This window comes from Paenibacillus sp. Marseille-Q9583 (assembly GCF_976954365.1).
The window spans coordinates 1-5,950 of sequence record NZ_CDRJTB010000130.1 but is presented as its reverse complement, the minus strand read 5'-3'; the positions used below and the strand labels follow the sequence as shown (position 1 = coordinate 5,950).

Genomic DNA, 5,950 nt, shown 5'->3' with positions numbered 1-5,950 from the left:
ATGAAAATTGGTGTGATGATAAAGAATATCTATTATTATGTGACTAATTGTGTTATGATTATTGTTTATGACGTGACAAATGGATTTAATGTTAAGAATAAATGTATTAGAAATTAAGGAGACTAGAATGACATTTAACGAACTGAATATTATGCCTGCGATTTTAAAGGCTTTAACCAAAGAAAACTATACATCACCTACACCTATACAGGAGCAATCGATCCCAGCTGTATTAGCAGGTAGAGATTTACTTGGATGTGCTCAAACGGGAACAGGAAAGACAGCTGCATTTTCTGTACCTATTATTCAATTATTAAGCGAACAAACAAGTCCCAATAAATCAAACAATGTGCGACGCATTCGCTCGCTGATCTTAACACCGACAAGAGAACTAGCGATTCAAATTGCTGATAACATAAAAGCGTATAGCCAATTCACAGATATCCGCTCTGCTGCCATCGTTGGCGGTGTATCACAGAAAGTACAAGAGCGTGCCTTGAATCAAGGAGCTGATATCTTAATTGCTACACCAGGAAGACTTATCGACCTGATCAATCAAAAACGTGTGGATTTACAGTATGTCCAAATTCTTGTCTTGGATGAGGCTGACCGCATGCTAGATATGGGCTTCATCCATGATGTAAAGCGAATTATCGCCAAAATGCCAACAAAGAAACAAACGCTCTTCTTCTCGGCAACGATGCCTACTGAGATCTCCAAATTGATCAAAACTTTGCTTGTGAATCCAGTAAAAGTAGAAATCACACCCGTGTCATCTACTGCGGATAGAATCGATCAATCGATCTATTTATTAGAGAATGGAAATAAGCAGAATCAATTGAATCTTTTGTTACAGGATAAATCAATCATTTCTGCTCTGGTGTTTACTCGTACAAAACGTGGTGCGGACCGTGTTACACGCGATCTAGCGAAAGTGAACATTTCTGCACAAGCCATTCACGGCAATAAATCGCAGAATGATCGTCAGAATGCATTGCGGAATTTTAAAAGTGGTGCAACCCGCGTTCTTGTAGCTACGGATATCGCCGCGCGAGGAATTGATATTGATGAGCTGTCTCATGTAATCAACTTCAACTTGCCAAATATTCCAGAAACCTATGTGCACCGGATCGGTCGAACGGGTAGAGCTGGGTTAAGCGGAACGGCAATATCTTTTTGCGAATCTGAAGAGCTTCCGTTCCTTAAAGATATTGAGAAATTGATCGGAAAATCGATTCCAGAAGTGAAGGATCATCCGTATCCGATGTCTCGTAAAACGCAAATGAAGACAGAAAGATCTTCGAAACCGTCAGGTTCGAGATCTGCATCTTCTAAACCATCGACTTCTAAACCATCGACTTCCAGACCATCAACAGCTAAACCAGCGGGGGCAAAACCTGCCAAAGCAAAACCTAAGTCTAACCCTCCATTAAAGCCAAAGTCCGAGTGGTTCACTAAAGGAAGACAAACGAGCAGCAGATAAGTTACTTTGAACGCTGTACGTTTTTTATAGTAAGACCTGAAAACCGTCAGAGAAATCTGATGGTTTTTTTGTTAGTTGATGATAAGAGGAATTCAAGATAGGGTATAGTTTTTGTAATATTAGGGTGGGGTGGAAGTTATGAAGAAGATATTTAAGGCACCTAATTCGATCGTATGCGAAGAAATCATTCCGAGTATTTTTAACTCATGGGACAAGGATGCTTTGTTACTTCGAGTAAATAATGGGAGTGGAAAGTTAATAACTAAATTTGGGGTGGATAACTCTGGTGAGCGATTGATGAAGTTAAAGATTCACAAGAGGTAGGGAATGACCTTAGTACTGCATTTGAAAAGGTTAAACCTCTACTGAGTATTCTAGAAAATGGTTATTACCTGATGTCTTATATAGAAATGATACCAACTAACGGAGAAGGAGAGTTTTTTTGGAACTTATTTACTAAGAGGAGAACGTATAATGCGTCAGCTGATGTTTTTTACAAGTACCATTCAAGCACTGTGATTCCAAAATTCCTTTTAGCTTCTCAACGAATCGATTGTTTAAACATTGAAAGAGTTATGAATATAGGGAGCAAATTAAAAATGGGGAGATCATGACTGGGCTCGCATATTTTTATGAAGGTTTTATGAGTACATTAATTGACGGACATCATAGGTCCACTGCTGCATACATAGAAAATAAAACTTTAGAATATCTAACTATACTTAAAGTTTCGGGTTATGGAATTGATAGTCATGAGCCAAAACATTTTTATGTTAGTAGTATGGGATATGAGTTCAAATTGCTCAAAAATAATAAGAAAGTCTACAACAATTTAAAAAAGGATTTTTCTTCGAAAAAAGCTAAGCTTACAGCGGATGAGATTCAGTTCATTATTGAAGACTGCGAGAAAATTAAATGTGAGAGAGAAGTGTCAAATGAAAATAGAGTTCTAGACTGAAAAATAAAGTGTTAGACTCGGCAAATAAAGTATTAGACTGACACTGCGTTATTAAGGTAACGGGCAGGTTAGTTCAATAGGACACGACATAAATTTGTTTAACCAGACATCTTCATTTAGAATAAAAGAAGAGATAGAAGGGAGTGTCGCAAATGGAATACCTATCAATTACGATATCACTTGTGTCCTTAGTTGTATGTTTAACTGTGTATAACAAAGTAAGTGCCATGGAAGCTCGTATCAAAACAATGCACGTAAACGTTGACCAAATTGTCAAGTCTGAAGGTCTGCCCCCACATCTTGTTCAAAATGAGGTTCTCCAGCTCGTACGTAACGGCAAGGAAGTAGCAGCTGTTAAAAAAGCGAGAGAAGTGCTTGGTTTGTCACTATTAGAAGCGAAGCAATATGTGGATGCCCTAAAGGAATAGCTGCAACAATGCGTCCATTCAAATAATAGCTCAAAAAAGACTATCGACAAGTCCATTCGATAGTCTTTTTTATGATATATTATCAAAAATTAAACAGGAGTAGTAATATTGCTGTCGATGGTACCTTTGCGGTAATGGCTTTAAGCTAATGGGCAGGTTAGTTAAAAGGGCGTTTTATTGAAATTAACCGAAGTAAAGGAATAGTGAAATGTTTACGGTTCTTCTTGAACTAACGGGACACGATAGCTCAATAACGACACAAAGGCAATCGATCAGTGGATCGGTTGCCTTTGTTCAGCTAACGGGCAGTATAGTTAAATAAGCACGGAGAATGTACCAATAGACATCCACTTGCAACCGAATGAGAGAGCAACATTTCAAATGTTATCCTGTGATATAACTATATTTGAATTCGGACAAGGAGATGAAAGCATGAGTAAGTTGGAAGGTAAAATCGCTTTAATAACTGGAGCGAGCCGAGGAATTGGCCGCAGCATCGCATTGCGTCTTGCACAAGAGGGCGCATTTGTCGTCGTGCACTATGGAAAAAGAAGAAATGAAGCGGAGGCAGTTGTTCACCAGATCGAGCAAAGCGGAGGTAACGCGTGCGCAATTGGTGCTGACCTAAGCACTCTCGAGGGCATTCATGATTTATTTTCGGTACTGGATGATGACATTCGGAAACGTACAGGCGGTAGCGGATTCGATATTCTTGTCAACAATGCTGGAATCGGTCAAATAGTTAGCCTAGAAGAGACAACTGAAGAATCTTTTGACGAGGTGATGAAGATTAACGTAAAAGCACCGCTTTTTGTTACCCAGCAAGCTTTACCGCGTCTAAAAGACGGGGGGCACATTATTAATATTTCTTCCTTTGTGACGCGCGTAGCCTCTCCAAGTGTGTTCACCTACAGCATGTCGAAAGGGGCCATCGACACATTTACGCATCTTCTTGCCAAACAACTGGGTAACCGTAATATTACGGTAAACGCCATCCAGCCTGGCATTATTAACACAGAGATGAATGCCGGGACGTTACAAGATCCCCATGGACAAAAATATGCGGCCGGTCTCTCAGCCTTCAACAGGTGGGGAGAACCTGAGGATGTAGCGGATATTGTTACCTTTCTTGCTTCGTCGGACAGCCGTTGGGTAACTGGTCAATTGCTCGATGCAAGCGGTGGATCTCACCTATAAGTAAAATCATTAGATGAATCCCACACTTTATGTTCATTGCACTATTACAATCCCACCCGATTTAAGGGATGAAACAGAGTGTTTCATGTAAGTATGCTTGTATCCTTGATTAAGCTAACGGGAAACGATAGCTCAATAAGCACGAAGAAACGGCAGCTGATGAATTGGCTGTCTTTTTCTCAACTCCCTCAAGAACTTTGATATAATATGGGTATCTGGACTATAAGTATGAAAGGGGAGTACAACAATGAATAAAATTTTGCGCAGCAGCTCGGCGGAAGCTGAGATTAATACCCTTGGGGCGGAACTGATCAGCTTCAGAAAGCTGGATCCGGAAGCTGAATACATCTGGAGCGGTGACGCCACGTATTGGACAGGCCGTTCTCCGGTGCTGTTTCCCATTATTGGTGCGGCCCGGAACGGAGAGATTAAGGTGGACTGCAAAGCCTATAAGATCGGCAATCACGGATTCGCCAGACGCAGCGAATTTACGCTGGTCCAAGAAAGCGATACCCACGCGGTTTACCGCCTCTCTTATGATGAGAAAACCCTGGCCAGTTATCCTTTTAAATTCAACCTATATATTACATATAAACTGAATGCAAGCACACTGGAACTTAGTTACCGGGTGGAAAATAGCGATGAACAGGATATCTTCTTCCAGCTCGGAACCCACCCGGCGTTCAATTGTCCGCTTGATGACAACGGTAGCCTGAACGATTACTATCTGGAGTTCGCTGAATCGGAAAACCTTGAAAGGTTGTTCTTGAATTCGGACGGCCTGCTGATCAGCGGCAAATCGGAGCCCGTTCTGAAACAAGAGACCATCCTGCCTTTATCCCATGAAATGTTCGCCGAAGGCGCATTGATTTTCCGAAATGTGAGCTCTCGGCAGATTTCGCTTAGAAGCAAGCACTCCTCCAAAAGCGTAGTTGTCAGCTATAAGGGTTTTCCCGACCTCGGCATCTGGCAGCCTTTGAACGCTCCCTTCATATGCATCGAGCCTTGGCAAGGAGTAGCGGATATGGACGTCTTCGAAGGTGAACTTCAAGCTAAAGAGGGAATAATCACCCTGGAGCCGGGGGCGAATTTCACAAGCTCCCTGACCATAGAAATCAACTGACGATCCGAAGGGATCTGCAGGGTTCTCAACTGGTTAAGCTCGGCTCCATACCTTTGCAAAAAGCATCAATCTATTGGAGAGGGCACTGAAGAACTTACGTTTTTCTTAAGGAGTATGTATAAACTTCAAAAAAGAAGACATTCAACCCCATTTTTAGGAAGAATGTCTTCTTTTTTAGCTCTATTTTATTCAATTTATCCCTATGTTTTCAATCTGTTAACTTCAATATCCGCTTTAAGTTCACGGCGAATATCGTCATCGCACCTTGTAATTCCATACCAATCAGACCCGAGGATGTAGCTACATCATACCCGTGCCCATGTTTAAGTTCGCTATTCTTCGCTTCAATTTTGTAGCGTTCCTTAGATTTTTCTTTAAAGTACTCTGTTTCCTGGAACGCAATCTGTTCCGAATGTTCTTCAGATTTAATCGTTACAGAGTAGGTTTTGCTCTTCGATCCTTCTTTATAACAACCCTCTTTAAACGGACAACGCTTGCACTGTTCCACGTTAAAATAATAGGTGTCTGCTTGGTTTTTGTCGATGCCTTTCTTGCCCTGTCGAGCCTTCCGAATAGCCATATGACCGGCTAGTTTCATCAGTTTCGCTCGTTAAAATCAAGGCCGTCGAAGTGAAGTGGGGTTTTATTACTCCTTTATATCGAAGTAAGGAGCATTCAAGATAATTAGGGAGCAGACTGCCACGGGTGGCCTGTTCTCTTTTTTATTGAAGTAGGCGTCAAATCGTGGATGCCGTTGAGCT

Annotated in this window: 6 protein-coding genes and 1 pseudogene; 6 read left to right on the top strand and 1 reads right to left on the bottom strand. The window is 41.3% G+C overall.

Translation table 11 applies throughout. From position 1 onward, the window contains the following. The first annotated feature begins 127 nt into the window (after positions 1-127). The 6 genes from ACWNM1_RS30020 to ACWNM1_RS29995 all read left to right on the top strand — a co-directional run bounded on the left by ACWNM1_RS30020 (position 128) and on the right by ACWNM1_RS29995 (position 5,189). Positions 128-1,483, top strand: coding sequence for a DEAD/DEAH box helicase (locus tag ACWNM1_RS30020; RefSeq protein WP_449603845.1), 1,356 nt, complete (start codon positions 128-130; stop codon positions 1,481-1,483). Positions 1,484-1,621: 138 nt separating this feature from the next. Then, positions 1,622-1,807, top strand: a complete 186-nt coding sequence (locus ACWNM1_RS30015; protein WP_339242071.1) for a hypothetical protein — start codon at positions 1,622-1,624, stop codon at positions 1,805-1,807. A gap of 286 nt (positions 1,808-2,093) precedes the next feature. After that, the gene (locus ACWNM1_RS30010) at positions 2,094-2,441 is read left to right on the top strand and encodes a hypothetical protein (protein ID WP_449603844.1); all 348 of its coding nucleotides are present in this window, start codon (positions 2,094-2,096) and stop codon (positions 2,439-2,441) included. Between the two features lie 152 nt (positions 2,442-2,593). Then, entirely contained in the window at positions 2,594-2,869 is a 276-nt protein-coding gene (locus ACWNM1_RS30005) for a hypothetical protein (RefSeq protein WP_449603843.1), read from the top strand. A gap of 432 nt (positions 2,870-3,301) precedes the next feature. Then, positions 3,302-4,066 carry an SDR family oxidoreductase gene (locus ACWNM1_RS30000; RefSeq protein WP_449603842.1) on the top strand — a complete coding sequence of 255 codons (765 nt, stop codon included), beginning with the start codon at positions 3,302-3,304 and terminating at the stop codon, positions 4,064-4,066. A 247-nt stretch (positions 4,067-4,313) separates the two neighbouring features. Next, complete coding sequence (locus tag ACWNM1_RS29995; protein ID WP_076286184.1) at positions 4,314-5,189, top strand: aldose 1-epimerase family protein; 876 nt, start codon at positions 4,314-4,316, stop codon at positions 5,187-5,189. A 208-nt stretch (positions 5,190-5,397) separates the two neighbouring features. On the opposite strand, the pseudogene ACWNM1_RS29990 reads toward ACWNM1_RS29995, so the two are convergent. Continuing rightward, positions 5,398-5,778: pseudogene (locus ACWNM1_RS29990) on the bottom strand (transposase); the annotation flags it as partial. Positions 5,779-5,950: the final 172 nt, after the last annotated feature.

Excerpts from the sequence above, each read along its gene's own strand:
- ACWNM1_RS30020 (WP_449603845.1), top strand. The coding sequence starts at position 128 with ATGACATTTAACGAACTGAATATTATGCCTGCGATTTTAAAGGCTTTA.
- ACWNM1_RS30015 (WP_339242071.1), top strand. The coding sequence starts at position 1,622 with ATGAAGAAGATATTTAAGGCACCTAATTCGATCGTATGCGAAGAAATC.
- ACWNM1_RS30010 (WP_449603844.1), top strand. The coding sequence starts at position 2,094 with ATGACTGGGCTCGCATATTTTTATGAAGGTTTTATGAGTACATTAATT.
- ACWNM1_RS30005 (WP_449603843.1), top strand. The coding sequence starts at position 2,594 with ATGGAATACCTATCAATTACGATATCACTTGTGTCCTTAGTTGTATGT.
- ACWNM1_RS30000 (WP_449603842.1), top strand. The coding sequence starts at position 3,302 with ATGAGTAAGTTGGAAGGTAAAATCGCTTTAATAACTGGAGCGAGCCGA.
- ACWNM1_RS29995 (WP_076286184.1), top strand. The coding sequence starts at position 4,314 with ATGAATAAAATTTTGCGCAGCAGCTCGGCGGAAGCTGAGATTAATACC.